Origin of the sequence: Anaerotignum propionicum DSM 1682, assembly GCF_001561955.1 — a bacterium.
In the GTDB taxonomy this organism is placed as follows: Bacteria; Bacillota; Clostridia; order Lachnospirales; family Anaerotignaceae; genus Chakrabartyella; species Chakrabartyella propionicum.
Map to the genome: position 1 here is coordinate 1,338,135 of NZ_CP014223.1, position 25,666 is coordinate 1,363,800.

31 protein-coding genes and 2 pseudogenes are annotated in these 25,666 nt (G+C 32.8%); 22 read left to right on the forward strand and 11 right to left on the reverse strand.

Going from position 1 to position 25,666, the window contains the following annotated elements; all coding sequences use genetic code 11:
* Positions 1-91: 91 nt before the first annotated feature.
* The 3 genes from abc-f to CPRO_RS06320 all read right to left on the reverse strand — a co-directional run bounded on the left by abc-f (position 92) and on the right by CPRO_RS06320 (position 3,335).
* Positions 92-1,558, reverse strand: coding sequence for a ribosomal protection-like ABC-F family protein (gene abc-f / locus CPRO_RS06310; protein ID WP_066049238.1), 1,467 nt, complete (start codon positions 1,556-1,558; stop codon positions 92-94).
* Between the two features lie 410 nt (positions 1,559-1,968).
* Positions 1,969-2,391 (reverse strand): GNAT family N-acetyltransferase, encoded by a 423-nt coding sequence (locus tag CPRO_RS06315; protein WP_236782397.1) that lies wholly within the window; start codon positions 2,389-2,391, stop codon positions 1,969-1,971.
* Between the two features lie 110 nt (positions 2,392-2,501).
* On the reverse strand, positions 2,502-3,335 hold the full coding sequence (locus CPRO_RS06320; protein WP_066049241.1) for an undecaprenyl-diphosphate phosphatase: 834 nt from the start codon (positions 3,333-3,335) through the stop codon (positions 2,502-2,504).
* Between the two features lie 413 nt (positions 3,336-3,748).
* Between CPRO_RS06320 and CPRO_RS06325 the strand changes: the two genes are divergently transcribed.
* From CPRO_RS06325 to CPRO_RS06335, 3 genes are read left to right on the forward strand one after another with little or no spacing between them, the layout of a single operon-like run.
* Positions 3,749-4,309, forward strand: a complete 561-nt coding sequence (locus CPRO_RS06325; RefSeq protein WP_066049243.1) for a PadR family transcriptional regulator — start codon at positions 3,749-3,751, stop codon at positions 4,307-4,309.
* Positions 4,306-5,019: a 4Fe-4S binding protein gene (locus CPRO_RS06330; RefSeq protein WP_066049246.1), complete on the forward strand. Its 714-nt coding sequence runs from the start codon at positions 4,306-4,308 to the stop codon at positions 5,017-5,019. Before CPRO_RS06325 ends, CPRO_RS06330 begins: the two co-directional genes overlap by 4 nt.
* Positions 5,020-5,074: 55 nt before the next feature.
* Positions 5,075-5,548, forward strand: a complete 474-nt coding sequence (locus CPRO_RS06335) for a flavodoxin family protein (protein WP_066049249.1) — start codon at positions 5,075-5,077, stop codon at positions 5,546-5,548.
* A gap of 155 nt (positions 5,549-5,703) precedes the next feature.
* Here the strand turns inward: CPRO_RS06335 and CPRO_RS06340 are convergent, their stop codons facing one another.
* Positions 5,704-5,949 carry a helix-turn-helix domain-containing protein gene (locus tag CPRO_RS06340; protein ID WP_066049252.1) on the reverse strand — a complete coding sequence of 82 codons (246 nt, stop codon included), beginning with the start codon at positions 5,947-5,949 and terminating at the stop codon, positions 5,704-5,706.
* Between the two features lie 101 nt (positions 5,950-6,050).
* On the opposite strand from CPRO_RS06340, the gene CPRO_RS15900 reads away from it, so the two are divergent.
* Together CPRO_RS15900 and CPRO_RS15560 are read left to right on the forward strand one after the other, a co-directional pair.
* Positions 6,051-6,182: a hypothetical protein gene (locus tag CPRO_RS15900; RefSeq protein WP_257721890.1), complete on the forward strand. Its 132-nt coding sequence runs from the start codon at positions 6,051-6,053 to the stop codon at positions 6,180-6,182.
* 557 nt (positions 6,183-6,739) lie between these two features.
* Positions 6,740-6,877: a hypothetical protein gene (locus CPRO_RS15560; protein WP_200777669.1), complete on the forward strand. Its 138-nt coding sequence runs from the start codon at positions 6,740-6,742 to the stop codon at positions 6,875-6,877.
* Positions 6,878-7,059: 182 nt separating this feature from the next.
* On the opposite strand, the gene CPRO_RS06345 is transcribed toward CPRO_RS15560, so the two are convergent.
* Positions 7,060-7,749 carry a Crp/Fnr family transcriptional regulator gene (locus CPRO_RS06345; RefSeq protein WP_066049255.1) on the reverse strand — a complete coding sequence of 230 codons (690 nt, stop codon included), beginning with the start codon at positions 7,747-7,749 and terminating at the stop codon, positions 7,060-7,062.
* A gap of 94 nt (positions 7,750-7,843) precedes the next feature.
* Here CPRO_RS06345 and CPRO_RS06350 point away from each other — a divergent pair, with 94 nt between their 5' ends.
* Both CPRO_RS06350 and CPRO_RS06355 read left to right on the forward strand, forming a co-directional pair.
* Positions 7,844-8,266, forward strand: coding sequence for a DMT family transporter (locus CPRO_RS06350; RefSeq protein ID WP_066049257.1), 423 nt, complete (start codon positions 7,844-7,846; stop codon positions 8,264-8,266).
* A gap of 14 nt (positions 8,267-8,280) precedes the next feature.
* Positions 8,281-8,736, forward strand: coding sequence for a DMT family transporter (locus tag CPRO_RS06355; RefSeq protein ID WP_066049260.1), 456 nt, complete (start codon positions 8,281-8,283; stop codon positions 8,734-8,736).
* Between the two features lie 322 nt (positions 8,737-9,058).
* On the opposite strand, the gene CPRO_RS06360 is transcribed toward CPRO_RS06355, so the two are convergent.
* Complete coding sequence (locus tag CPRO_RS06360) at positions 9,059-9,682, reverse strand: SLOG family protein (RefSeq protein WP_082754254.1); 624 nt, start codon at positions 9,680-9,682, stop codon at positions 9,059-9,061.
* Here CPRO_RS06360 and CPRO_RS06365 point away from each other — a divergent pair.
* From CPRO_RS06365 to CPRO_RS06375, 3 genes are all read left to right on the forward strand, one after another.
* On the forward strand, positions 9,657-9,839 hold the full coding sequence (locus CPRO_RS06365) for a hypothetical protein (protein WP_066049265.1): 183 nt from the start codon (positions 9,657-9,659) through the stop codon (positions 9,837-9,839). The two genes, CPRO_RS06360 and CPRO_RS06365, sit on opposite strands and share 26 nt — an antisense overlap.
* Before the next feature lie 710 nt (positions 9,840-10,549).
* The gene (locus CPRO_RS06370; RefSeq protein ID WP_066049268.1) at positions 10,550-10,816 is read left to right on the forward strand and encodes a type II toxin-antitoxin system Phd/YefM family antitoxin; all 267 of its coding nucleotides are present in this window, start codon (positions 10,550-10,552) and stop codon (positions 10,814-10,816) included.
* Positions 10,809-11,072, forward strand: coding sequence for a Txe/YoeB family addiction module toxin (locus CPRO_RS06375; RefSeq protein WP_066049271.1), 264 nt, complete (start codon positions 10,809-10,811; stop codon positions 11,070-11,072). The genes CPRO_RS06370 and CPRO_RS06375 overlap by 8 nt, the downstream gene beginning before the upstream one ends.
* A gap of 652 nt (positions 11,073-11,724) precedes the next feature.
* Here CPRO_RS06375 and CPRO_RS06380 read toward each other — a convergent pair.
* Entirely contained in the window at positions 11,725-12,291 is a 567-nt protein-coding gene (locus CPRO_RS06380; RefSeq protein ID WP_066049274.1) for a recombinase family protein, read from the reverse strand.
* An 842-nt stretch (positions 12,292-13,133) separates the two neighbouring features.
* Between CPRO_RS06380 and CPRO_RS06385 the strand changes: the two genes are divergently transcribed.
* From CPRO_RS06385 to CPRO_RS06430, 11 genes and pseudogenes are all read left to right on the forward strand, one after another.
* Positions 13,134-14,078, forward strand: a complete 945-nt coding sequence (locus CPRO_RS06385) for a DUF2971 domain-containing protein (protein WP_066049277.1) — start codon at positions 13,134-13,136, stop codon at positions 14,076-14,078.
* Between the two features lie 114 nt (positions 14,079-14,192).
* Positions 14,193-14,594 (forward strand): hypothetical protein, encoded by a 402-nt coding sequence (locus tag CPRO_RS06390; RefSeq protein ID WP_066049281.1) that lies wholly within the window; start codon positions 14,193-14,195, stop codon positions 14,592-14,594.
* Positions 14,595-14,707: 113 nt separating this feature from the next.
* Positions 14,708-16,678 (forward strand): SIR2 family protein, encoded by a 1,971-nt coding sequence (locus tag CPRO_RS06395; protein WP_066049284.1) that lies wholly within the window; start codon positions 14,708-14,710, stop codon positions 16,676-16,678.
* The gene (locus CPRO_RS06400) at positions 16,663-17,550 is read left to right on the forward strand and encodes a hypothetical protein (RefSeq protein WP_143148989.1); all 888 of its coding nucleotides are present in this window, start codon (positions 16,663-16,665) and stop codon (positions 17,548-17,550) included. The genes CPRO_RS06395 and CPRO_RS06400 overlap by 16 nt, the downstream gene beginning before the upstream one ends.
* Before the next feature lie 10 nt (positions 17,551-17,560).
* Entirely contained in the window at positions 17,561-18,151 is a 591-nt protein-coding gene (locus tag CPRO_RS06405; RefSeq protein ID WP_066049289.1) for a hypothetical protein, read from the forward strand.
* Between the two features lie 178 nt (positions 18,152-18,329).
* Complete coding sequence (locus CPRO_RS06410; protein WP_066049292.1) at positions 18,330-18,635, forward strand: hypothetical protein; 306 nt, start codon at positions 18,330-18,332, stop codon at positions 18,633-18,635.
* A 98-nt stretch (positions 18,636-18,733) separates the two neighbouring features.
* Complete coding sequence (locus tag CPRO_RS06415) at positions 18,734-19,123, forward strand: hypothetical protein (protein ID WP_066049297.1); 390 nt, start codon at positions 18,734-18,736, stop codon at positions 19,121-19,123.
* 55 nt (positions 19,124-19,178) lie between these two features.
* Positions 19,179-19,325 (forward strand): annotated as a pseudogene (locus CPRO_RS16205) (DUF4275 family protein); the annotation flags it as partial.
* Positions 19,326-19,427: 102 nt separating this feature from the next.
* Positions 19,428-19,691, forward strand: coding sequence for a hypothetical protein (locus CPRO_RS06420; RefSeq protein WP_066049300.1), 264 nt, complete (start codon positions 19,428-19,430; stop codon positions 19,689-19,691).
* A gap of 131 nt (positions 19,692-19,822) precedes the next feature.
* The gene (locus tag CPRO_RS14865) at positions 19,823-21,250 is read left to right on the forward strand and encodes an S-layer homology domain-containing protein (protein WP_082754256.1); all 1,428 of its coding nucleotides are present in this window, start codon (positions 19,823-19,825) and stop codon (positions 21,248-21,250) included.
* 137 nt (positions 21,251-21,387) lie between these two features.
* Positions 21,388-22,050, forward strand: a complete 663-nt coding sequence (locus CPRO_RS06430; protein ID WP_066049303.1) for a TMF family protein — start codon at positions 21,388-21,390, stop codon at positions 22,048-22,050.
* 180 nt (positions 22,051-22,230) lie between these two features.
* On the opposite strand, the gene CPRO_RS06435 is transcribed toward CPRO_RS06430, so the two are convergent.
* Entirely contained in the window at positions 22,231-22,581 is a 351-nt protein-coding gene (locus CPRO_RS06435; RefSeq protein ID WP_066049306.1) for a hypothetical protein, read from the reverse strand.
* A gap of 87 nt (positions 22,582-22,668) precedes the next feature.
* Between CPRO_RS06435 and CPRO_RS14870 the strand changes: the two are divergent.
* A pseudogene (locus CPRO_RS14870) lies at positions 22,669-22,890 on the forward strand (tyrosine-type recombinase/integrase); the annotation flags it as partial.
* A gap of 235 nt (positions 22,891-23,125) precedes the next feature.
* On the opposite strand, the gene CPRO_RS06440 reads toward CPRO_RS14870, so the two are convergent.
* From CPRO_RS06440 to CPRO_RS06450, 3 genes are read right to left on the reverse strand one after another with little or no spacing between them, the layout of a single operon-like run.
* A complete protein-coding gene (locus CPRO_RS06440) occupies positions 23,126-23,623 on the reverse strand; it encodes a TIR domain-containing protein (protein WP_066049308.1) in 498 nt (165 codons plus the stop codon).
* A gap of 53 nt (positions 23,624-23,676) precedes the next feature.
* Entirely contained in the window at positions 23,677-24,171 is a 495-nt protein-coding gene (locus CPRO_RS06445; RefSeq protein WP_066049311.1) for a TIR domain-containing protein, read from the reverse strand.
* A gap of 11 nt (positions 24,172-24,182) precedes the next feature.
* The gene (locus CPRO_RS06450) at positions 24,183-25,610 is read right to left on the reverse strand and encodes an SIR2 family protein (RefSeq protein ID WP_066049314.1); all 1,428 of its coding nucleotides are present in this window, start codon (positions 25,608-25,610) and stop codon (positions 24,183-24,185) included.
* Positions 25,611-25,666: the final 56 nt, after the last annotated feature.

Here is a 25,666-nt window from a genome sequence, read left to right on the forward strand (position 1 = left end):
ATTAAAGTCATAGAGGGTCTGTTTTTGTGAGTATAGGGGCATGGACTTCAATTTTAAATAAGGGTATCCCATTGGAAATTGCTTTTAAAATCTAAAGTATAATTTTTTTGGTTGCTACATTTTCGCAAAAAGCCTTGTCATGTTCAACAAACAAGAGGGTAGGTTTAAAATCATGAATCACTCGTTCTAATTGAATGCGTGATAGCACATCAACAAAGTTAAGGGGTTCATCCCAAATATGAATATGGGCCTTTTCACATAGGCTTTTGGCAATGAGGACCTTCTTTTTTTGACCGCCGCTGAAAACAGAGATATCTTTTTCAAACTGTATTCGAGAAAAATCTAATTTTCGTAATATTGATTTGAATAAGCTCTCATCGATATCACATTCCTTTGCAAATTCAGTTAAATTACCGCGAAGGGTAGAGGTATCTTGTGAAATATATGAGATTTTCAGCTCTGGTGCAATATAAATGGTACCTGTATGGGAAATATTTTCCCCACAAATTAATTTTAAAATTGTTGATTTGCCTGTACCGTTTTTGCCCCATACAGATATAATATCACCTGTATTTATGGAAAAAGAAATATGTTCACACACAATTTTTTCGCCATAATATGCTGAGACATCATCAAATGTAATCAATGTCTTACTATGATGCGTGAATTGTTCCATTTTTAGATCTTCAGCGATTTCAATATTTTTCAATAATTTCTGTTTCTCTTCAATGCTGCTTTCCATACGTTTTTGAATAGATTTGGCTCTTTTCATGGTTTTAGCCGCTTTATGCCCAATGTAGCCTCTGTCGCAGGGGCCTTCTCCAAACTTACTTGCTTCTGTTTTATCTGACCACGATCGTTTTTCTTTTGCGGTTTTATTTAGTCTGGAAATTTCTGTTTTTAATTTCTCATTTTGAGCAATCTCATATGAATCTTGTAGCTGTTTATTTTGGTACCAAGAAGAGAAGTTTCCTTTTTGTATTTCAATGTTGTTCTTATTAATGGAAAGAATGTGATCAATACTGGAATCTAAGAAATCCCTATCATGAGAGACCAAAATAAAGCCTTTCTTTTGGCTGAGATATTTGCTTACAATTTGCCTGCCCTGGGCATCCAGATGATTGGTTGGTTCATCAATCAGCAAAAATGTATTTTCTTTTAGAAATAAAACAGCCAGCAAAATTTTGGTTTGCTCTCCCTTTGAAAGCGTATCAAAGGTGCGATATAATACTTCATCAGATAGTTCTAAAAAGTTTAATTCTTTTATTAATTCCCATTGTAAATAATTAGGGTAGATATCTTCTATCACATTAATTGTAAGTTGAGACATATTTTCAATGGGATAGGGAAAGTATGCCATTTCTACTGATTTCGTAATGGTGCCTCCATATTCATAATTACCAAGTAAAAGGTTTAGAAACGTAGTTTTACCTCTGCCATTTCTGCCGGTAAAGCCTAGTTTCCAATCAGTATCAATCTGAAAACTTACATTTTCGAAGACTGTATCATAACTTCCATCATATGAAAAAGTCAGGTTTTTAATATTTATTTGTGACATGCATTGTCCTCCTTAAAAAAAATAGACTGCAAGAAAGTAAATTCTTACAGCCTAAATAAAACGAGACAATACAAAAAAAGTCCGTATAATATAAGAGCTTTAAAAATGAATTACTTTCTTGCAATTTGGCACAACAAAACCAATGGTAAACCAATTGTTTGTTTGCCTAAATTATTAGCAAGAAAAGTTAATCATTTTTTCAACTCCAATCTTCATAGTATGATTTTATATTACTACGATTTCAATAGAAATACAAGTTGTTTTTTATTTAGCTGTGAGGGGGCTTGAAAATTAGGTTACTGATTGCAAATAGATTTTGTTAGAGCATCATGCAGGATGATAAAAAGTCGGTGCCCTTCATTAAGTATATATCTATACAGTACAATTATTATGCAACATGAAGGAATGAACTAAATAAATGTCTGTTTTTTTTGATTGCGCAACATGCCGCACTTGTTCTCTGGTAAGTAGTCGAATTGATACTTTTGATATAATAGGTCTGCAGGATAATTTGCTATTAAACAAACATAACTGTCTTCGAGGGAATTTTCCTCAAAATACCAGTTGATCGCTTTCATAATTTCCTTGGCATATCCCTTACCTTGATAGGCCATGTCTACCATAATGTCACTTACAACGTAGGTGATACCGCCATCGCCAACAATTCTTCCAAAGCCAATCAGTTCCTCTTTATCGTAGATGGACACTGTAAATAAAGAATTTTTTAGAGCTATTTGGCTTCTATTTATATCTTTACCTCCCATTCCGGAGCGCATCCGAAGACTTACATAATCTTGTGCTGATGGTACTTCATAAATAAGTTGCATATTCATCTGTTGTCCTCCAAACATCTAATAATCTTTTTTGAATCGATTTGGGTTTTACTTACCCTTTAGCATACCACATATAAAAGCTGTATCGATCAATTTAGATTGACTTAAATTTAAAGTATAGCAAAGTATGCTATCACAATGATACCAAGGATAATCCGATACCAGCCAAATACCTTGAAATCATGCTTTTTAATATATCCAAGGAGAAATTTTATGACTATAACAGATACTACAAAGGCTACTACCATACCGATGCCTAAGATAAGCAGCTCTGCACTTGTAAAGGAAAATCCAAATTTCAGTATTTTAAGGGCACTTAAGCCAAACATAACAGGAACTGCCAGGAAAAAGGTGAATTCTGCGGCGACCACTCTTGATATACCAATCAGTAATGCACCAATAATTGTAGCTCCTGAACGAGAAGTGCCGGGAATAATGGAAAGCACTTGGAATAGTCCGATGATAAACGCTGTTTTGTAGGTGATGTCATTTAACCTTGTGGTGGTTGGCAAGCGCTTTTTATTCCATAGTTCAATTACAATAAACGCAACACCATAAAAAATTAAGGCCAGAGCAATTACCATAGGAGTGTGTAAATTGGCTTCAATATAATCGTCAAAAAGGATAGTTACAATAGCCCCAGGGACACATGCAATCACCACTTTGAACCAAAGGGAAAAGGTCTCCTTCTTTATGATAGATTGTGCTTTATTTCCAAACTGAAAGGGAAACATTTTTTTCCAAAATATCACCACAACTGCAAGGATTGCTCCAAGCTGAATTACAACAAAAAACATTTCTTTAAATGGAATGCTCATATTCAGGGCAATAAACTGGTCAACCAGAAGCATATGTCCTGTGCTGCTGATTGGCAACCACTCAGTAATTCCCTCTACAATACCAATAAAAATAACTTTTAAAATTTCTATGAACTCAAGTGACATTATTAAAATCCTCCTTTAAATGTAAAAAACATATGAAAGCCAACTATGGACGGAATCAGTGTGTTTAGTTATTGGGCGTTTCTACCAAGTATACCACAATTTTATCTTAGGATACTTTAAGATTTGCGTAATAATTTTCTACCTTTTATGAATTTCTTTTGTATTTCTTTTCGCAGCTGAAACTGTTTCAGTATGTTTTCATATGAATAATCCAGTGAGTCGAATCTTATAAGAAAATCATTTTCCGTTTATTATTTCGTGCTTTTTTGTAGGAGAAAAGGAGAATAGGTATCCTTTCTGATTCAAAAGATTTAAATTTGTCATTGGTTTTAGCAGTGCGAATTTAAATACTCTTGACGTATATATTTTTATGATATATTATAAAGATATATTAATCAATGGAGCGTGTATATATGAAAGAAAACACAGGGAAATCAAAATATGTGATATTGGGAATGCTTGCCCGCATGCCACAAACGGGATACAACATGAAAAAATGGATCGAGAAAGAATACAGCCATTTTTGGCAGGAGAGTTATGGTCAAATTTATCCTACATTGAAAAAATTGGTTGCCGAAGGGCTGGCTGTTCCTTCGGAAGAACAGGGAAATGGGCGAGGGCAGATTACATATAGTATAACGGATGACGGTAGGAAAGAGCTTGATCATTGGTTGCGGAAAGCACCGGAAATAGAAAAGCTTCGATATGAAATACTGCTGAAAGTTTCCTTCGGTGAGAATACAGAGCCGAATGTGTTACTTGGGCATTTAGATGATTTTGCCACGAGAAATGAAAATATGATTCGTGATATGAAAGAGTATTTGCAGTATTTTGAACTTCTGAAAGAGCAGGGGATAGACTGTACTTATAGCCACCTGACTGCACTTTGTGGTGTTTACATCTATTCCGCAATGAGAGATTGGGCTGGGGAGGCCAAAAGAATTATTTCGGAGCGGGAGGTTGATTCTAAATGAGACAGCGGATTCGCAAAGGTATACTTATTTTTTCCTTACTTATGTTTCCCATAACATTTATGCTTTTATCACCTTTTGTGATTGTAGTATCTGCGTCGAATGGTGTACTGAATGGGAGTGCAATGATTTTTGGGACACTTTTATTGTTTTCTATGGTTGGTAGTCGTCTTTTTTGTGGATGGCTTTGTCCCGGCGGTGCCTTACAGGAGCATATTACCGTGGTCAATAGTCGCCACTGGAATAGTAAAGGAAAAAACATGTCTAAATATATGATATGGACAATTTGGTTTTTTTTCATTGTTTATTTATGGCTGCAAAATCGTCCACTAAAGGGAAATTTTTTGTATTTTATTGAATTTAATCTGCAATTTTTTATTATATATTCCATTGTAATGACCTTAATTTATTTGTTTACAATTATGACCGGTAGACGGGGAATGTGCCATAGTCTTTGCTGGATGGCACCTTTTATGGTAATTGGTGAAAAGCTAGGAGATTTTTTGCATATCCCCAGATTTAGACTAAAAGCAAAAGCTGAAGACTGTATTTCCTGTGGTAAATGTACCAAGAATTGTCCTATGGGTTTGGATGTAGCAGCCATGGTTAAAGAAGAGGTGACGGATTCTTACGAATGTATCAATTGTTTGGAGTGCGTGGATGGATGTCCCAAGAAAGCAATCAGCTTCGGAATATATCAAAAACAGCGATAAGTAATTTTAAAGCATGATATTAATATAGTAATTCAGATTAGAAAGGAGAGTTTAGATGAGCACATTGGTTGTATTTTTTTCTTTTGAGGGGAACACAAAGTTGGTGGGAGATGTCATTGCCAAAACAATGAAAGCAGATACGGTGGAGTTAAAAACCAGCAAACAGTATCCAACAGAGGGATTTGGAAAGTTTTTTTGGGGAGGCAAAAGCGTTCTTTTTGGTGAGAAGCCCCAACTTATTAACGAAAGAATTGATTTGAGCAAATACGACACGGTTGTTATCGGAACACCGATTTGGGCAGGTTCTTTTGCGCCTCCAATAAAAAGTTTTATAACACAATATAAAATGGAGGGGAAACGGATTGCCCTGTTTGCATGCCATGGTGGAGGCGGAGCAAAGAAGTGTTTTTCAAAATTGAAAGAAGCTTTTCCTGAAAATCAGTTTATTGGAGAGATTGCTTTTGTGGAACCTAAGAAAAATTCTGAGGTGAGTTCTAATGAAGCTGCCAAGTGGGCGTCAGAACTTTAAAAAAATTTGAAATCTATATCGGAAATTTAATGAGATGTTTTTTATTATGGAATGTAAGCTCTTTATGGGGCACAAAAAGAGGCTGCCATTTATGGTTGCCTCACTGTTTTTAATCACAATATAGATATTTATATAGGTTTTATTTTCTGTAAGTCTTATTTTAATAGTTCATCTGTGGTAATATTAAATATCTTGGCGAAAGCAACAATTTCAATGTCTGTTACAAATCTTGTGCCACTTTCAATTTTTTGAATGGCATTCTTATCTAAATCAATTCCTATGAGCTGTAATTTATTTGCAAGCATTCTCTGGGATACTGTAGGGGTTATGGCTTGTCTTAATTCTTTAATTTTATTACCACAGAGATTTAATGAGCCATCCGAATTTTTATTTTTATACATTTTCCACCTCCGTTTTGACATCTTCTGCTTGTCAATAGCTTTATTATATGGTAAATTGTTATTATTATGACATTTACTGAATGTCAAAAGAGGTGATGTTAATGATTGAATATGAAGATATGTATTTCTTGTTGCTTAATAAAATAACAGATATTATCAAAGATTTGCAGGAAGTTCAACAACAGGCGGAAGAATTGTACATGGCGCAAGAAGATGCGAGGATAGTTGAGTAACCAACGAAAGTAAACGAATAGTTATCCGACTGAAACAAGAGCATCTACCTGATGAATTTGGATAGATGCTATTGAGTTCTTTTGACATATTTTTTTATTGGACACATAACCTTTACAAGCAAAACAAAACTTTATTGATATGAGTTTTAATTTTTAATCTATTTTGATAATGTAGATAAGCGCAGAAAAGGACTTATGATATATCCGTTCATAAGTCCTTTTGAGTATTTCTTAATGAAAGTATAGAGGTTACAACAAAAAATCACTTTCTTTTATAAATCCTTTTCTTCAATTTTCATATGGTTAAGTGCATATTCACAACACTGGGCAACTAGAGAATTTACAGATATGTTATGTTCTGCTGAACATTTTGATAATCGCTCTACCAAAGTCTTTTCTAATCTAAAAGTTTTATTTACGAATTCAGTTTTCTTTATCTCAAACATTGATATCACCTCACATATATAGTATAGTGCAAAGAATTACAAATTATATACGCTGTATTTACACTTTATATTATATGTGTTACTTGATATAGTATTTTTGAGGTGATAATAATGACGGATTATAAAGATATGTATTTTCTGTTGCTCAATAAAATAACAGATATTATCAAAGATTTGCAGGAAGTTCAGCAACAGGCAGAGGATATGTACTTAGCACAAGAGGATAGTGTTACAAGAATCGTTGAGTAACTTGATAAAAAAAGTTCATATCTACAATTAAAAAGGGAGAGTAAAAACAAGAGTATTTGCCGTTAACTAGGTAGAAATACTCTTGTTTTTCCGCATCTATTTATTGTTTCTTATACAATAATTTTTATAGGAGTGAGGCGGTACCAATATAGACGTAATGTTATTATTGGAAATATATAAATCTATTTATGGGGATAACTATCAAATTCAAAACTTTTCATTTCATTTTCCTTTAGTACTTTTATTTTAGTTCCCATCTTCTTAATGAGTCCTTGAGCTTCCAGTTCATTTATACATCTGCTTAAATGCCGATAACTTACTCCGAGGATTTCGGATAGTTCTTTATAGGAAAAAGGAAACTCAGCTAATTTTGAAGTTTTATTCATATATTCCAAAATGTATCCAACTAAACGGTTTTTCAGTGGATATAAGATGTTATTTGAACTTATGCTGCTGATAGCATCAAATTTATTACATAAATCAATGCATAGATATTTTAAAAAAATGCTATTGTTCAGTCCGTAAGTTTTTATCTTATCTATAGGAAAAGCTATACATAAACAGTCTGAAAGAGCTTCTACATGACATCTATATCTGGTTTCAGTAAAAAGCTCGATATCACCTAAATTAGTGATTGAATCAAATATTCTCAAACACAATATTTTACCATCTGCTGAAACGGTAAATACCTTTACATTTCCTTCTAATAGTATGTAAAAATGCTCGATTTTCTCGCCTAATACACAGATCAGATCGCCTTTCTTAAATTGAAAAAATTCATGACTCAGCTCAAGATTTTCGTCAATAATCTCTCTCAAAGTAAATTTTTCTAAATAGTTGCTTAATCTTAGATTGTCTTTATATCTTTTCATAGTATCTCCAAATTTTTTTTAAACTGACAAATGTCCTATCTGTATTCTTAATCTGTATGATAATATCTATTCAACGCAGAAGGGAGTAACAATTATGTATAAATTTATGGCTACATTAGATGGTGTCTTGATTGGTTTAATGGTAGTGCTGAATGGAATTTTAGCTTCTAAAACGGGAAATACCCAGTCCCTTGTAATAATCCATGGAGTTGGTTTCTTAGGATCCATCGTTTTACTTATAGGTAGTCGTACCCGCCTAAAAAGTATTAAGGGGTTGCCTTATTATCTTTTTACAGCTGGGGCATTGGGCATTTTTACTGTGCTTTTTAACAATATTAGTTTTTTAAAGCTTGGTGCCACTCTTACGCTTTGCCTAAATTTGCTTGGACAACTTTTCGCTTCTATGATAATAGATCATTTTGGTCTGCTGGGTCAACAGATAAATAAGGTTAATTTTCTAAAACTCCTTGGAGTTGCAATAATGACCTTAGGAATTATAGCCATGATATTAATTTAAGGAGGCTTCTTACTATGTACATATTCTTTTCATTATTAGCAGGATGCTTAGTAATTCTGTGTATTTCAATAAATGGGAGGCTGGCTATCAAAGTTGGATTAATTCAAGCGGGTATAACGAATTATCTAGTGGGGCTTATCTGTTCAATTGTTTATTTTATTATAACAAGTAATGGTTTGCCCATTGATTTTTTATATTCAAGCATTCCATTTTATTACTTTTTAGGAGGGGTAGTGGGGTCAGTAATTATGCTTTTAAATAGTATAATAATAAATAATCTGTCAGCCGTTTATGTAACTGTTTTGGTGTTTATTGGACAGCTTTCCATAGGCGTTTTTATCGATTATTTACAGGCGGGTGATTTACCTGTGGGAAAAGTAATAGGGGGAATGTTGATCTTAGCTGGATTAAACGTTTATATAAAGGGTGGGGAAAGGACAGACTTAACGCATGATAAAATGGAAGTTTGAAAAGAATTGTGAGGGTAATATGGGAAGAACTTATGTAAAATAGCTCTGGTGTAGTTAATAAGAGCCTTGGGAATGCGGTAATTACAGCATTCCAAGGCATTTTGTTTTAATTTCAACTCTCTCCTGAAATCTATAAGTTAAAAAATTTTGTTTAGATGATTTAGCTCATGCTTATTTCTGTTATATCAGCTATTCATATATTTTTGACTTTCTCATTTATATTTCAAAGTCCAAAAGCGTGATTTTTGTTCTCTCATATATGTAGCATAAAGAAGAATATATATGAAGATAATTTAGGTATGCGTGAGTATTTCTCATGCATCTATATTGTTATATTAATTACTTTTACACGGTTTTGCCTTGCATATTGTACAGTCTGAGCCGTTCCTCCAGTCGAATATATCTGGGCACAGATACAGTACAATGACCTATCCACCATGTATTGATTTCGTTTTTTCATGCAATCATTGGTGTAAGTCTCTAAAACATAAACAATCTCATCCGCTTCATCAAGCAACCCATGATATAGCTTTTTCTGCTCTGTAGTCCAAAGTACATCCTGATTTCTGCACGGCAAGGCAAATACTAACTTGACATCATATCCCATTTCCTTTTTTGCAGTAATCACTGAAGCTGCTATCTGGTCAAATCCAAGGGCACCGCCTGATATGAAATCCGTTACGCCTTGACTGATGAGGTTGTCTATCTCTTGGTTAAGGCGTATCATAATGCGCTGGATATTATCTTTCGGTAACCTGCGATGACCTGCAAAACAGCATGTTTTTGTTTTTTCCATATTTATCAACCCTTCCTTGAAATATAATGCACTAATTTTTAGTGCATTATAAGAATAATAGCACATTATATACTTAAAATAAAGGTATATTAAGTGCATATTTAGTTTTGAGAGGGTGAGTGATTTGAAGAAAAACAAACATATTAGCATTAGAATTGATGAAGATGTATTGCAAAAATTCCACTATGTATCTAAATATGAGGACCGCTCCGCCAGTGGGCAAATAATGTATCTCATTAACAACTGCATAAGAGAATTTGAAGAAAAGCATGGTGCAATTGAATTGCTTGATAAAGCAGAAAAATGAGGCTCGTCACCACAAGCCTCATCCTATCAGCTTGCATCATGTGTTTTCCTTTTCTGGCTTTTCCAAGTAAATGAGCAAGACCATTCTGTTCGATGATGGATTTGAAAAAGCTGTTTTGCTTACTGTTTATTCAAGTCAGCGTTTTTTCTGCTGTAATTTGCCCTTATTAAGCTGACTTGACAGAACGAAAACTTAATTCCTGTGTGAATTTTGAAATTTCAGCTATATTCGTGCTAATGACCTTTCGGAAAGAGAACATATGATTTACCGCTAGGAAAAATTCAAAATTCTCCAAAGGATTTTGACAAAAGACAGCAAAAAAGAGCTAACTGACATTCCAAATCAGTTAGCTCTTTTATATAATAGTGTTGCCAAAACGTTGCCATAAGGCTGTTCTCAATTCCATATACCCGTTTTTATTGGGTTATCAGCGTTTCACAACATTATTCCCACTCAGTTTAAATTCGATTATTTTCATTCTATATGGCTTAAAAACGTATATGAAAAGGTATTAAATATAGGGCAGAATAGGGGTTTTAGGGTTTATAGTACGTTTTTAGTACGCTTAAATTAATGATTAATTTAAGCATTTTAGAAGGGCGGTTGAGAAATACTCAAATATTTTGAACACACTATTGACGTACAGAATATTGTACTGTATAATTTAATTGTAAACGTACAGAATATTGTACTAAGTGGAGGTGTATATTATGTTGGCTGTCAACTATACTAACTTAAGGGAAAACATGAAAGCATATATGGATAAGGTGACAGATGATTATGAAACTATGATTGTCACTAGAAAGGATAACAAGAATGTGGTCATGATTTCTGAAGAAGCTTATAATAATTTAATTGAAAACATTTATGTTATGGATAATAAACATAACTATGATTGGTTGATGGAGTCAAAAGCTCAACTTGAAAATGGTAATACTAAAACTCATGAGCTGGTTGAGGTAAATGAGGATGAATAAGGTATTTACTGAAAACGGGTGGAAGGACTATGAGTATTGGCAAACGGAGGATAGAAAAACTTTAAAGAAAATAAATCTTCTTTTGCAGGATATTGAGAGAAATGGAAATATTGGCATAGGTAAGCCTGAACCATTGACAGGTAATTTATCAGGGTATTGGAGTAGAAGAGTCAGTGATAAGGATAGGCTGATTTATAGAATTGATGATAAGAATATTTATATATTGGCTTGTAGGTATCACTACGGAGATAAATAAGTATGTGTGGATGAAGGGGACTTCTTATGGAGTCCTTTTTTGTGTTAATTTTGAAAGGCAGTGATGGCAATCAGATCTAAACCATTCTGAATGTCAGGCAACAAAATTTCTAAAAGATTTAAGTGTAGGTAAATAATTATGAGTTTTAAAATAATTATTTTGTATTTTTAATATGCTTTATTGCATAGAACACGCTAATACTATAGGATTTTAAACATTTGGAAAAATCAATTTAACATAAAAAGAGTTTGTTAAATAAGATTTGTGTTTTAAATTTGCCTACAATATATGTCACAAAAAACCTTACTTAACACAATCCTGTAATATGTTAAATAAGAGATTTACTTGGATAATGGCTGTAACCCTTGTATGGAGCGGGTTTTGAGCATTTGTAGTAAATAATGAATTATATTCAACTGTTTTATGCGAGCACCTAAAAAACGCAAAAGTGCCGATTTGTGATGAAATGATACTGTATTTTTCACGTGAGGAAAAGTAGAAAAAATGGCAGTAAATACTGATTTTATGGGATTTCAAGGTTTTTGGACAACAATGAACATAATTTCATTAACTGAACTGAAAATCGATATGCATTGATATACATAGCAAATCGGCACTTTTTCATTATAAGTGCCGATCGAATATTTATGCTTTAAGATTTTGTCTCAGCTTCCATTTGTTTTATGAATTTATCCAAGGTTGGGCGTGTTATGCCTAGTTCTTTTGCAAGCTGTACTTTGTTTACTTCTCGTCTCTTATATCTTTCGTAATGATCTTGAAAATTTTCAACTTTAATTTCCTTACGGCCTTTGTATTTGCCATCCTTTACGGCAAGGGCTATACCTTCTCTTTGTCTTTCTAAAAGGTTGGTGCGCTCAAATTCATTTATTGCGCCTATCATGGTTAGCATGAGTTTTCCTGTTGGTGTGGTTGTGTCAATGTTTTCCTTTGTGCTAACAAGATGAACTCCTTTTTCTGTAAGTTGCTCAACGATAGCAAGCAGGTCTTTCGTGCTTCTGGCAATTCTAGAGAAGTCATGTATATAAATTGTGTCTCCCGCTCTGGCGAAATCTAGCATTTCTTGCAGTTGTGGTCTTTTGGTATCCTTTGCACTTATTTTTTCCGTATACCATTTATCAATATTATATCTTTTAAGTGACTCTAACTGTCTACCCTCATTTTGTTCAATAGTGGAAACTCTAACATAAGCAAGATTCATAAGAACACCCCTTTTCTATTTATAATTATAACTATATGTAAATTATAAGTCAATAACTTTATTTACAAAATGTAAAATAATTATAAAAGTAACTTTAATTTTACTGAAAAAGGGCGGGGTAAAGATGTAAATTTAGGGTACACCCTATTTTTATACTTGAACAGATATATGAAGTTGTTTTTTTCGTTTTCATAACGTATACTAAAATTATGGGTGACTGGGCTTCGTTTCGGACGTCAGCTAAGGGCATTGCATTTAGCACCTCAGCCCCTTTAAAAAGAAATATGCTCAATAGAACGACTAGGCAATGTAGCCTCTGGTTAGGGAATTGAGTATGTATATAAATATTCAAGTGTACAACTCGGGGAATTAGACCCCGTTGTTAAGTAGCTTGAATATGTTCTTTAGATTTGGAAAAGAGCCTAGTTCCTTGTTTTTAATCGGAGCAGGCTCTTTTTGTGTTAGTTTGATATAATTAAACCGTCCAATATTGGGTTGAGTTCAATTAGGGATAAGAATATGAGAAGTAATAATAAGAAAATATTAATAAGAAAATTGCAAAATGCTGGAAAAAGTTGGCTAAAAGTGTATAATTAATACTATAAGGTGGAAATTGTGGTTTATATAAATAATTTATAGAGGCAAACCTATTATAGCAATTAGACCAAACTCGGTCAAAGCGTATTATAGCAATTATACGAAGTTAGTCTAAACGGTAGAGTATAGCAATTATACGAAGTTAGTCTAAACGGTAGAGTATAGCAATTATACGAAGTTAGAAATTAATTATCAATATAATTTTAAGAGCCAGATTTAGGTGAGAGTATAGAAAAGGAGTAGGTATGATTTATCATTATTGTTCTCTAGATACATTTGCAGAAGTTATTAAGAATAAAACAATAAGATTGTCTGACTTAGATAAAACAAATGATTATATGGAAAAAAGATGGGGGATGGATTTGTTACAGGAGGCTTTAAAAAAAGAGCTAGTAAGTAACAGTATATCTATGAATTTGCTAGAAGATTATTGGTATAGTGATGATGCACATAATCATCTTGAACAATTAAATAATAATATTAGCTATTATTTAGATCATCAAACACTTATTGCATGCTTTTCTTTAGAAAAAGATATTTTAAGTCAATGGCGTGCTTATGGACAAGATGGCGAAGGTATGGCAATAGGATTCAATTATGACTATTTAAAACGTTTGTTAAAAGGGCACAGTAAGATTTCAATTGATAAGGTGATTTATAAGAAAAGCAAGCAGGAAAATTTAATCAGGAACAAATTGTTTTTGCCAGCTGTAAATTATATGCGTGATATGTTTCAACGGGTTGCGGTAAGGTGTTCTGATGACTTTAACAAATTCTTTGTTGAGGAGTTTGATTGTTTTTGTGAGGTTTTATATACATATACAGAACAAGTTTTTACATTTTTAAAAAACCCGACATTTGAAGAAGAAAAAGAAGTGAGAATTGTTTACAATACTGGAATTTATGAAGAAATTAGTACAAAAGATTTGAGCGAAATATTGAGAGAAGAATTTAAAATTGGAATTAATCAAGAACTTATCCTCCAACCCATGCAATATCAGGTTAAGGAAGATAAATTAGTGGCTTATTCGGATTTATGTTTTAAGAACTGTTTAGACGCTGGAATTATTAAAGAAATTGTAATTGGACCTAAATCAAAGGTATCGGATATAGATATCCGTCAGTTTTTATTGACTAATGGGTTTGATGATAATATTGAGATTAAAAGGTCAGAGGCATCTTATCGTTAGAAAGACATAGGGCTTCTCAATATGTCTATGGTGGACAAGATACTTTGCAGCAATAAAGCATTAGTTCAATAATAAGTAGATATAATCTGAAAATTAGTGAGAGGTAGTAACTATATGAGGATAATCTTTAAACCATTGTTCGAATTTATTACTGGTAATGTTGCAGTAATGGATAATTTGATATACAACTATTTAATACTGCTTGTGGTGGGCGAAATCGCATATCAACTAGCTTGGAGTTTTGTTGGAAATTTATATAGTATTGGAGCCATAGAGGGAAGAACTAGTGGTTCTTGCATCCACTGGAGCATCCGATTGATTACATATGTTTTCTGTGCTTATTTGATACGAGGTTTCATTTGGGTTTATGAGCTTGTGTTAAATGTACCTTATTGGGTATGGTGGGTGCTGATAGGGATTAGTGCAGGCGCCTTAGTTACTGCAATAATAGTTGCAAATTTAAGAAAAAGAAAGATAAATGTTCATGGTATGGGCGACATTAAAGAAAATGATTGACCAGAAAGAATATAATGAAAATTAGTCCCATTATGGAATTGAAACACTAGATTATAAAATAATTTTAATAAAATATTAGACTAGATATCTCATTAAAGAAAGGATTGCAAGTTTTGAAAAAGGATGATATTACTTTTGATACAATAATGAAATTTAGTCCAGATAATAAGGATGTTTTTGAAGAAATCCTTGAACATATGAAGAATAATAACTTAGTTCCTTTTGTTGGAGCAGGTCTCTCATCATTTGTATATCCATGCTGGTCAGATTTCTTAAAGGAAATTGCCAAGAAGCTTTCAGAGCGTGATTACGATAGCATTGAGTTTTTACTGAAAGAATTTAAGTATGAAGAAGCCGCCTCACTTTTATGTGATAAAAGGGGGTATTCAAATTTTAATGCTGATATTTCTAGAATATTTTCAGAAACAGAACTTAATGAAGTTAATTTATACAAGCAAGCTGTGTATATTTTGCCAAAATTATTTAATAATTTAGTTATTACTACTAATATTGACAGAATATTAGAGCGTGTATTTTCAGAAAACAAAAAAGAAATATTTTCTTGTTTTCCTGGCAACTCTGAGCCTTTTATATCAGCTATGAAAAGAGGAACCCCAACAATATTTAAAATACATGGTGATATTTCATCAAAGAACAACTTAGTTCTCACAAAAGAACAATATGATGAAACATATGTAGAAGATTGCACATTGATTGACCAATTAAGTCAATGCTTTGAAAATAAAATCCACCTTTTTTTGGGTTGCAGTTTACAAGCTGATCGTACAGTTCCTATTTTAGAGAATATTCAAAAAAAGCAAAACAGGGTAGTTCCTGATTATACTATATATCCATGTAGTGCTTCTGATAAGTATGCTAAAATGCAAAGTTTTGGGCAAAGGGGTATTCGTGCAATTTTATACCCGGAAAACAGTCACCACTCAGTTCGGATAGTTTTAGAGGCATTATTAGAGCGTATAGATCGTGATGAATATCTTAAGTTAGAATACCGCAACGGAAAGCCCTTAATAAATAGTCCCATACAACGATATCAATATGATGCAGCAACTGTTGATTTCTTTGGTCGAGAAAATGAAATGAACCAGTTATTAGCTTTCTGTGAAAATAATAATAACGTACATTTGCAGTGGTGGGCCGTTACCGGAGATGGCGGATGTGGAAAAAGTCGTTTGGCATTGGAACTGGAAAAAAAACTCAATAGTTTAGGCTGGGAGTCATATATACATGACAAGATGGACTTTACTGATCTAAAAGCAACTTCAAGAAAAATATGCAAGAGTACCATATTTATTATTGACTCTATAGAGGCATATCCAGAAGAAGTTGGAAAATGGATAGAAAGTCTAAATCAACCTACGAGCACAATTAGAAAAAGAATTATTTTGATTGCACGTGAAGGTAATAATATTAAAACCCCTTGGGTAAAATCAATGAAAAAATCTTGTTTATCGGATAACATGCTTAATGGGATTTGCTATCAAAACGAATTTCTTAGATTATCAAGTCTACCCAAAGATATAACTAAGGACATCATAAAGAATTATGCGGCTAGTGTACATGAATGTATAGATGATGAGCAGGCAGATAAAATATATCAAGGGTTGGAGAAAATTGATGGAACTTTACATAGGCCGCTGTATGCACTAATTCTAGTTGACACTTATTTTGAAAACAATTTTACATTGCCAAAGGATATAAATAGTGTTTTAGAAATATTGGTCTTAAGAGAAATTAAAATTATTTCAAATTTATTAAAAGCAAAAATTAACGCTTCGGATGACCAATTTGAAGAATTGATTCTACGCATTAAAGTGATTGCTACTATAGTAAGGGGCATTGATGTAAATAATTTAGAAAATTATCTTGATATATATGATTATAATTTATTATATGAGAAATTAAAAAAATATAATAATGATGATTTGATCTCATTTTTAAAAAAAATATATGTAATAGAAGATAACGGTAATTTAATCAAACCGATTAAACCTGACTTGATTGGAGAGTATTTTGTAGTACATGTATTGAAAAGCGAGATGCGTTTTGAATGTTACAGGCCTTAATTAAAAAAGCTTGGAATGAACAAAGGCGTACTCATGATTATCTATCGCGAATGGCAATAACTTATAACACGCTACTACTAGAGAATACTGAGCTATATAATGTTATTACAACTAACCCAGGTAAGGATAGAATAGGCTGGTATTTATCATTATTGTGCGAAATAATGGCAAATAGTAGAGGTGAAGTTTTCTTGAAGATAAAGGAGAAATTTTTATCTGAAATTACGAATCTTTCAGAAGAAGAATGCCATAAAAGTTATGTGTCTTTTGGTATGAGTGCATCATTAACATATACGTTGGCAGACGCAAGGTTTAGAGATGAAGAACAAAGACGTAGTTTGAAGACAGAAAAAGATATGGAATCTGATGAATTTGATTGTTTATCTATGAAGAATACTGCTGCTGCCCTTTATTACGGATCAATTATGCTGGGGAATGACAGTTATTTGGTAAAGAATGATTTTGCTTATATGCTTCGTAGAAAAGAAGTGAACCAACCATATGGGCTTACAGTTGAGGACATTTTGAAGGATAGTATTAAAGCTAAAAAAGCTTTTCCATTGGTAAATATGGCACTACACTATGCCATGAACAGATGTAGTAAAGAAGATTGGTCGCAAGCTGATGAATTGTTAGCTATGATTGCTGAAGATGAGGTGAAGAGTATTGAATCTTATTGGACAGGAATGGCCAATTGGGATGAAGATGAAGGGTTTCTTGTTTTATTGTGGCTTTGCCGACATGGATTTATTGAGACAACAAAGTACGGAGATCAAGAACGTTTATTCACCCTCTTGAAAGCAAGGGTAGACACAATTCCTAATTGGATGAAGGAAAAAGCATTTATAAAAAATAGCACTGAAATCTATTGAGGGGGAAAAGATGTTCATAGAGGAGCAGAAAAAGATAAATCTTATAAATGAAAAAGCCATAACAGAAAAAGCTAAAGCTTTGTATTACCAAACTCTTATCAATTTTGAAATATACAAAGATTCTGTAATGAGAATTAATAGTAATATGAAAAATCTTAATTATAATAATTTTGCAAAGGTGCAAAGCTGCCATATGACAGATGGTTTATTTGGTGAACAAAAGCATCTGGAATATGAAACAGTTTTAAAGATAAAGGTAACTGCCAATTTAATTACATTAATCACATCTGCCCATAGAATTATAACTTGCATAAAAAATTGTAGAAATATAGAACAAAGTGAAGATTGGAAAAGACTAAAAACATTGATAGCTATTAATGATAAAAACTACGATAATAATCTTCGTAATTTCATGGAACATCTTGACGAGAAAGCTTCAAAACAGAACTTAGATAATTCAAATGCATATTTCACACCAGAAAGAACACTTTTTTGCTCAGATGATAAAGTAAATATAAGATTTAAATTTGATCCGAAATCTTTGAATAATATAAATGACTTGGTTGATGAGGTATTTAAAATGTTGGAGAATAGGAATTGAATTTATACTTATATAGTTAAGGATGTTATAAACATAAATTTCTCATTATGTTTATACAGCGGAACCAGCCTGAAGGGTGTGCGCTAGTACCCTGATAATTGCGTCATTACTTAAAGGGATGTTTAGGGTGTACATTAATGAGTTGCAAATTTATTATATTGTGAGAAGGAGAAACCGAATGAGCGGATTTTTTAATGTGGGTAGCATTGTTCTAGGCACTGTATCATGGATAATACCAATGCATGCAGTAAGACAATATCACAAGGGGTGTAACCCAAAAAACTTTTCGATTTATAGCTTCACTACTTGTGCCATTGCACTGGTTTTTCAATTATTTGAAATAAGACACAGAGTGGATATAGAAGATTTTAGTACCATTATGGACACGATTGGGGCAATCTCTGTTGTATCTGTTATTCTTGTTGTCATTACTTTTGTACTTAATATTATAGGAACTTATTCATGTAATAATGAAAGCAAGTAACTTTTAGGTAGAAAATACCATACAGCAATTCAATTGCTCATTATGTTTATGATTGTACACTAAGAGTTATGGATTGTTAATATCGTGAGGTGAAATATGTGGAAAGTATTGCTCTTAAAATAGTTAATAATAATGGATTGAGAAAATTGGAAAAAGAAATTGACCAGCTCAAGGATTCAACAGAAAGAGATGTCAGAGAGCGATTGCTTGATGCTATCTGGGATAAAATATACGAATATGATGCACATATACTTGATTATGAATATAAACAACATATTATTGAGCTATCTAAGCGAGGGTTAGAATTTGTTCCAGTTGAAAAGAATCCTGTGGTAGCGAATTGGGATGAAGTATTTACATCAGCGGTTTCAGAAGAAACAAAGAAGCATGCAAAACACTATAATGACCAATATAAATGGCATCTCTTTAGCTTTGATTTACTAGATGCCTTAAAATTGGACGCTGCAAGAGAGATTTTGATACAATAGAAAAGATGCAGTCTATTTATTTTTTCAGTATGCAGAGGAATGTTATTTTGTAAAGAATGCTTCTTTGCTTAAAGCAAAAGACTTAGACTTTGATAGTGATATGAGTAAGGCGGACATATATGTTTTTGATCCAGTAGGAAAATGGACATATGTAAAGACACACGAGGATTCATGTGGACCATATTTCTACAGTATTAATTGAGCATACTTCACAATAAATTCAATTTCTTAGTATGTTTATAGGCAGTAATTATTATGAAGATACAAAATGCTAATTAATTATTATAATAGAAAGGTGGTAATGATGAATTCAAATTCAAAAAAGATCTTTTTGATAGTAGGATTGCTCTTTTTTATAATAGGAATTATTGCCCTATTCAACGGAACTAATTTTGGCGCTGCAATGGCACAAGGCGCTATAAATAATAATGGCGGCAGTATGGACACACAAGAGTTTTATTGGATTAAGCAATCCAACACATTAGGTTTTCAAATTTTCGGAGCAATTTTATCTGTACTCGGTGGTTTTTCCTCAATATTGGCGGTATATAAGTTGAATGAAAAATAACTTCCTGTTAATTTCCGATTATGTTTATAAAATACAATTGATAGAGGTTGCGATAGAGAGATGTAAGGGGTCAGCATTTTAATATATTTAATACAGGAAGATGTGGAGGGGGTTTTTAATATGATTAAAAAATGTATTATTTTTTGTTTTGTTTAGGTTTGCTTTTTTCGGCGTCTGTTACGGTTTTTGCAGAAGATACTTATCAATTTGAAAAAATACAAGGCGGATATTCTGTACTAACGGGTAAAGTCGAAAAAATAACCAATGGAAGAATAAAGCTTACAAAAATAAGTGATGATCTTTGGAGTGATATTATTGGAACGCAAAAGGCAAACTATATTATTCTTGACACAACGAATTTTGAGGATACAGAGTTTTGTGACGGGGATGTAATAAGGGCATATTTCCAAACTAATATTATGCTTGATTATAGAACAGAAATTGACGAAGATGATTATACATTTGAGCTTTTGGCTTATCAGAGGAAAGACCAAGAAATTTCCGTTGTAGAAATGGCGAAATTCTTGGAAGGAATAGGCGTTTTGAATGGGTATGAGGACGGGGAACTACATTTGGAGCGAAATATAACCAGAGCCGAATTTACTGCACTTATGGTGAAAATTTACCATACGTATACATCAAAGGAAGAGGACGAAATTGAGTTTCCATTTAAGGATATTCCAAAAGACCATTGGGCTAGAGAGCGTATTATATGTGCATTCGCCAATGGAATGATAAGCGGAAAGAATAAAGATACCTTTGCCCCCGACGAAAGCATCACCATAAGAGATTATATTGTTGTTTTGTTGAAAGCCAGTGCAAAAAACGAAGAACAACGCAAACTTCTTTTAGACACTGCTAAGACTTTAGGCGGTTATCCTGATGGATATTTAAAAATTGCCAAGGGAAATGGGCTTATTGCAGATCAGTTACCTGAGAAAATTGCTTCCAGAGGGGATATTGCCAGAATTTTGTACAATGCCTATAATCATGAAGCAACTATCACATATATTAAGGCTGCCAAACCTGTTATATATCTTTATCCAGAAAAAGAAACCGATGTAAATGTAAAAGTTTCTTTTATGGGGGATTTTACGTTTACATATCCCGAATACAAGGACGGTTGGGCTGTAACGGCAAGACCGGATGGAACCGTGATCAGTGGTACAACGGAATATCCTTACCTTTTTTGGGAAGGAAAAGTAATGAATTATTCACCCGAATTTGATGAAGGGTTTTTAGTTAGTAGAAAAGAAACGGTTTCTTTTTTAGAGGAAAAATTGAAAATACTAGGTCTCAATGAAAAAGAACGGACAGATTTTATTACATATTGGACACCCCAACTAATAAAAAATAATTTTAATATCATTAAATTTGATACAGAGGAATATGCTTCGAAAGCTTCTCTTAACATTGTACCTCAACCTGATAGTATAATTAGGGTATTTATGGTATATAAAGTTGCAAATGGAAATGAGAGCATAAAGAAACAGCAATTAAGTGCGGTTGAAAGAAATGGATTTGTTGCTGTTGAATGGGGTGGAGCTTTAGAAGAATAAAATCAAGAAATTCTTTTTAACTATTTTGATATTAACTAACTTATTTAACTGTGCATTATGTTTATAATGGATAAAGATATTATATTTGCAATGAATGATGGTAATAGCAAAGAATTATATTTGGTGGGGGTATTGTAATGGTTGATAGATTAATATCAGCATATCGAGCGCAAATCTATGATTGGACATGGGCTGAGTGGCGATCACTTTTTAAGAATGACACTGCTCTCGTATTATGTTTAATATTGTTTATTGTAGCACCTGTATTTTTAATATGTCTGTACTACATAACTCAATCGAACGTTATTCTAATTCTCATAATTTTTGCTGAAGGGATTACTGTTTATAGGATGGATCGATTTACAGTGAAGCAGTATCGAAAATTCCTTAGTAAAAAAGAGGATAGACTTAGTAAAACTATTTTATATTTAAAAACCACCATGGAAACACAAGATCTTCGTAACGAAGTTCAAATTGACGAGTTGGTAAAACGCTTGTCAGAACGTATAGAAAAGAGAGATACTCTTAAAAATTTCACTTATAGTGTTGTCAATTTTGGAAAAGCAATAATTCTTCCTATGATTACTTTTATTGCGGGAGTGTATTCCAATGATTTGGGAAATCTTCGTTGGGAAATTATATGTTCATACTCAATTATGGTGGTATTGATCCTGGGATTTATAAGGATTTCATGGGGAGGCGTATCTATGATCGTACGCACATTATTATGTAGAGATTATGATGCAGCTTTAGCATTAAGAGAGGATTTGTTAGATATCAAATTTCTATATTTTTCTTGAAACTAACTTAGGGAGAAATCGTTCTGAAATTAAAAAAGCGTGAGTGCATGGAAAGGCTTTTGTATCGCTTGCATATAGAATCCCCTAGTATACGCTCCGTTGTTAAGTAGCCTGAGTAAGTTTTGAAAAAGAGCCTTGTTCCATACTGGAGCGGGCTCTTTTGGCGTTGGATATTATGTATTAGTTGTTTAACCCTGTAGTAAATTCCTTGTAGCTGTTCAGTTCTCGGGCGGTCATTAAAATATTTGCAAGGTTTGCAATTAGCTGTATTTTCCGTTCATCCTTGATACATAGGATTTTATTGTATAACGCTTTTCGTTCGTCTGACCATAAGGGGTTGCAGGAAAGCATTTCATGGTATGATATTTCATCCCAGAAAGGCCATTCTTGCCATTCTCCATTAATTTTCTTTTCTAGGCACTCAATAACTGTATTGAAGCGGTATTCGTCAACGGCCTTGAAATAAAGAAAAGCGGGTTTGTTTTTGCTTAGCTTGCATTCTTTTGTTTCACCGTTGGGCATTTTTAGCATAATTTTAGTTTTTTCAAAATTGGTAAACTCCTTTCATTTTCTTATAAGACCTTTTAAAAAGTCATAAATAATAAATAAGGTTTTTAAAGAGGGTGTAGGCTTTCGGGAGTGAAAAAAATTAGAGTGCATGACTTAAGGCATTCTCATGCTTCATTATTAATTGAACTCGGGTATTCTCCGCTGTTAGTCTCTGAACGGTTGGGACATGAAAACATTGAAACTACACTTAGGACTTATTCTCACCTGTACCCGAACAAACAAAGGGATTTAGCTGAAAAACTTCAAAACTTATATAATTTACATGAATAGTACGTTTTTAGTACGAATTGATAAAAAAGAGCCTTGGAAATGCCGTAAAAACAGCACTCCAAGGCGTTTTGTTTGTTATTCCCACTCGCTAAGTTTTATGTAATTTACGATACTTTTGTATCTACATACTGTCAATTTGCTTGCTTTATTTCTCTATTATACCCTGTATTTTTGAGAAGTCAAATTATTAGTATCACAGTAGTAGCATTAAATTGTTTATAAATTTAACGTGATATTAGTAAGTACCTCTGTCATCTATCGCATTTTCTATCAATTCTTCTATTTTGCTTTCGATATCATCATAGACATATTTGCTTGATTTATATGGTGATTCATAGCATGTTATAAAATTTGATAATCGCTTGCCATCCTTATTTAACAAACTATAAAAAGGGTTACTTCCTTGATCAGTCTGGTTACCTTGACTATCTTTCAGCCCATGTACATAGACTCCAACTATTCCTTTACCCAACTCGTAAGCTTTTTCAATTTCATATTTAACCCATTTACGAGATGAAGTTGTTTTACCCACTAAAACTACCAAGCATGAGCGCAGAGCTATTTGCTCATCTATCCACTCTTTTATTTTACTATCTGTTTTTTCCTTAACTTCTTCCCAATCGTTATCAGAAAAAGTTGACGAATTAGATACTTTTCCCATATTTCTAATTTGTGATGCTCTCCATACATCTTTGTTATACTCAAAACTAAAAAACACCTGTCGTTTTGCCATAAATAATACACTCCTTTTCTTTTCAAATTAAATGTATGCCGTTATTAAAATCATTACTTACCCTTTTTTTGAGCAGCATTTTCTACCCATTTTCCTAAATTATTATATCCATCATTATTTAGATAATTAAAAATACCATCACAAATTTCATCGAAATATACAGGTTTTCCATCGTTATATGTTCCCACCATTTGATGTACATCAGCTTTTTTGGAAATACTCATAGTTCGAGCATCTCGAATATTATTAATGTGAATGCCGATAATAGCGTTTCCTCGATTAATGCTCTGACATATTTCATATTTTACAAATGGTCTGCTTAAAGTTTTCTCACCAAGTAATACCACAGTTACACTTGTTCCTTCTAACTGTTTATCTATCCACCTATTTACTGCAGTATCGCCTTGTCGCTTTATTTTCTCGAACTCTGCTTTATCAATTACTTCCGATGCGAGCTGCCCACCTTGCGTTACCCATCGATTTCTTACAGTCATAACCCTCATTATATCATTATCATAATGAAAACTATAAAACACTTTTCTCGCCATAAAATATCTCCTCACATCTTTTCTTTCAATAATTTAATAAAATGCAAAACATCTTGAATATTTTCTAGGGTTGATTTCTTTAAATTAAACTGCTGAAAAACTGTTTTTAGTTTATCATCGTTTGGATAGTACTTTTCAAAATTATCATTTATTTCATTCCACAATTCTAAAGCTTTATAACCTGTGTATCCTAAAGGCAACAAAGAATGACCTTTATTTTTAGCTATTAGAAACTCATTTTGGATACCGTCCGCTAATTTAATTTCCCCGTCAACTAATTTGTTTCCAAATAAGAATATTGAAACTCCAGCTCGACTAATCATATCTTCCCTATATGCCTGCCATAATAGTTTATAGTCTTCACCTTGAGGAAATGGTCTGAGCAATAATCGATCTTCTTTAATTGTTCCACCTTTCATATATATTTCTTCTAATGCCCCAGAGATAACAGCACTTCCAATACCTACCCCAAAGCCTGACACAACATTGAAGTCGGATTTTATAAGACTATTGCTCAACTTTGATATAAATTCTTTCGCTTCTTTTTCCTCAAAATCACCATACTCATGTGCGCTTCCTGATATAAAAATATTGTTTACTATTAGCTTTTTTTCAATAGTTGATAATATTTTTGTAATATCATCATATTCATCAACTAAAATAGTTTTAATATTATATCGCTTTAAATCTTCTACAAAAAAGGTTTGCTTTCTCTTTACATATTCAAATTCAGCATTATCAGTAAAATCATTTGCAGATATTTTTCTCATGATAGAATAGTGTTGTCTTTGGTTTTCTTGTGAATAATCAATTTTAACTCTACTCAAAATATAATCAATATTTGGGTCAGTGAAGCTAAAGCCAACAAATAAAAATGTTTTAGATATAAGCATACCGCTTAATGTAGTTATATACTGTGAATGCTTCCTATAATAATTCTCATAGTCGTCTTTTATTAGTATAACATCATCTGGATGACTTTTATCACCATGCATTTTGTAAACAACAGCATCTCTACGAGGCATTGTTATTGATAAATGCTTATTAGTATATTTTACATCTACTACTCTATGTGTTTCTTTTAATGCATCTTCTAATAATGAATCGTAATTAGTGGTCCAAAATGTACTGATTGGCAAACGCGCAAGGATTTTATGATTCTCACTTATTTCTGCATCTTTCGTAAATTCTTCAAAAATAATATCATTCAAGGTGCTCCTGTTCCCATTCCTATTTACATAATACTGTGCCAATGTTACTAAATCATACTCTTTTATTATGTCTAAATCCAGTTCATCCGCTACTCCTTTGAGCAAGTTTTTCCAGTCTACAAAACCACCGCTCTTGGAAAAACCCGCTCCGGCAAAAATCGCAACATTATCATCTTTCATTTCTTTGACAAATTTGTTGATAAAGCTATCTATTTCTTTTTTACTCATAAATTTCCTACCTTTCTATGATTCTAAAAAAATAAATTCATCTGCTATACAAGAGT

Coding starts and splice junctions, on each gene's coding strand:
- CPRO_RS06390 (WP_066049281.1), top strand. CDS start 14,193: ATGAGGATAATCTTTAAACCATTGTTCGAATTTATTACTGGTAATGTT.
- CPRO_RS06325 (WP_066049243.1), top strand. CDS start 3,749: ATGAAAGAAAACACAGGGAAATCAAAATATGTGATATTGGGAATGCTT.
- CPRO_RS06320 (WP_066049241.1), bottom strand. CDS start 3,335: ATGTCACTTGAGTTCATAGAAATTTTAAAAGTTATTTTTATTGGTATT.
- CPRO_RS06345 (WP_066049255.1), bottom strand. CDS start 7,749: ATGAAAAGATATAAAGACAATCTAAGATTAAGCAACTATTTAGAAAAA.
- CPRO_RS06370 (WP_066049268.1), top strand. CDS start 10,550: ATGTTGGCTGTCAACTATACTAACTTAAGGGAAAACATGAAAGCATAT.
- CPRO_RS06440 (WP_066049308.1), bottom strand. CDS start 23,623: ATGGCAAAACGACAGGTGTTTTTTAGTTTTGAGTATAACAAAGATGTA.
- CPRO_RS06430 (WP_066049303.1), top strand. CDS start 21,388: ATGGTTGATAGATTAATATCAGCATATCGAGCGCAAATCTATGATTGG.
- CPRO_RS06335 (WP_066049249.1), top strand. CDS start 5,075: ATGAGCACATTGGTTGTATTTTTTTCTTTTGAGGGGAACACAAAGTTG.
- CPRO_RS06445 (WP_066049311.1), bottom strand. CDS start 24,171: ATGGCGAGAAAAGTGTTTTATAGTTTTCATTATGATAATGATATAATG.
- abc-f (WP_066049238.1), bottom strand. CDS start 1,558: ATGTCACAAATAAATATTAAAAACCTGACTTTTTCATATGATGGAAGT.
- CPRO_RS06405 (WP_066049289.1), top strand. CDS start 17,561: ATGTTCATAGAGGAGCAGAAAAAGATAAATCTTATAAATGAAAAAGCC.
- CPRO_RS15560 (WP_200777669.1), top strand. CDS start 6,740: ATGACGGATTATAAAGATATGTATTTTCTGTTGCTCAATAAAATAACA.
- CPRO_RS06350 (WP_066049257.1), top strand. CDS start 7,844: ATGTATAAATTTATGGCTACATTAGATGGTGTCTTGATTGGTTTAATG.
- CPRO_RS06435 (WP_066049306.1), bottom strand. CDS start 22,581: ATGCTAAAAATGCCCAACGGTGAAACAAAAGAATGCAAGCTAAGCAAA.
- CPRO_RS06360 (WP_082754254.1), bottom strand. CDS start 9,682: ATGCTAATATGTTTGTTTTTCTTCAAATCACTCACCCTCTCAAAACTA.
- CPRO_RS06380 (WP_066049274.1), bottom strand. CDS start 12,291: ATGAATCTTGCTTATGTTAGAGTTTCCACTATTGAACAAAATGAGGGT.
- CPRO_RS06400 (WP_143148989.1), top strand. CDS start 16,663: ATGTTACAGGCCTTAATTAAAAAAGCTTGGAATGAACAAAGGCGTACT.
- CPRO_RS06375 (WP_066049271.1), top strand. CDS start 10,809: ATGAATAAGGTATTTACTGAAAACGGGTGGAAGGACTATGAGTATTGG.
- CPRO_RS15900 (WP_257721890.1), top strand. CDS start 6,051: ATGATTGAATATGAAGATATGTATTTCTTGTTGCTTAATAAAATAACA.
- CPRO_RS06385 (WP_066049277.1), top strand. CDS start 13,134: ATGATTTATCATTATTGTTCTCTAGATACATTTGCAGAAGTTATTAAG.
- CPRO_RS06420 (WP_066049300.1), top strand. CDS start 19,428: ATGAATTCAAATTCAAAAAAGATCTTTTTGATAGTAGGATTGCTCTTT.
- CPRO_RS14865 (WP_082754256.1), top strand. CDS start 19,823: ATGTATTATTTTTTGTTTTGTTTAGGTTTGCTTTTTTCGGCGTCTGTT.
- CPRO_RS06315 (WP_236782397.1), bottom strand. CDS start 2,391: ATGAATATGCAACTTATTTATGAAGTACCATCAGCACAAGATTATGTA.
- CPRO_RS06340 (WP_066049252.1), bottom strand. CDS start 5,949: ATGTATAAAAATAAAAATTCGGATGGCTCATTAAATCTCTGTGGTAAT.
- CPRO_RS06355 (WP_066049260.1), top strand. CDS start 8,281: ATGTACATATTCTTTTCATTATTAGCAGGATGCTTAGTAATTCTGTGT.
- CPRO_RS06410 (WP_066049292.1), top strand. CDS start 18,330: ATGAGCGGATTTTTTAATGTGGGTAGCATTGTTCTAGGCACTGTATCA.
- CPRO_RS06450 (WP_066049314.1), bottom strand. CDS start 25,610: ATGAGTAAAAAAGAAATAGATAGCTTTATCAACAAATTTGTCAAAGAA.
- CPRO_RS06330 (WP_066049246.1), top strand. CDS start 4,306: ATGAGACAGCGGATTCGCAAAGGTATACTTATTTTTTCCTTACTTATG.